Source organism: Streptococcus penaeicida, assembly GCF_002887775.1.
In the GTDB taxonomy this organism is placed as follows: domain Bacteria; phylum Bacillota; class Bacilli; order Lactobacillales; family Streptococcaceae; genus Streptococcus; species Streptococcus penaeicida.
Genome location: NZ_LOCM01000121.1, coordinates 1 through 200, shown reverse-complemented (window position 1 = coordinate 200; position 200 = coordinate 1). Strand labels below are relative to the sequence as shown.

The 200-nt window shown below is 49.5% G+C and carries 1 tRNA gene and 1 rRNA gene; both read right to left on the bottom strand.

Annotated elements, in window-relative coordinates:
• Positions 1-20: 20 nt before the first annotated feature.
• Positions 21-94: transfer RNA gene (locus AT575_RS10530), tRNA-Asn, on the bottom strand.
• Positions 95-99: 5 nt separating this feature from the next.
• A 5S ribosomal RNA gene (gene rrf, locus AT575_RS10525) occupies positions 100-200 on the bottom strand; the annotation flags it as partial.

Sequence of the window (200 nt, the reverse complement as noted above, 5' to 3'; positions counted from 1 at the left end):
GGAAATCCTATCTCTATCGACTCCGCCAGTAGGACTCGAACCTACGACATCATGATTAACAGTCATGCGCTACTACCAACTGAGCTATGGCGGATAAAAGCTAAGCGACTTCCGTATCTAACAGGGGGCAACCCCCAACTACTTCAGGCGTTCTAGGGCTTAACTACTGTGTTCGGCATGGGTACAGGTGTATCTCCTAG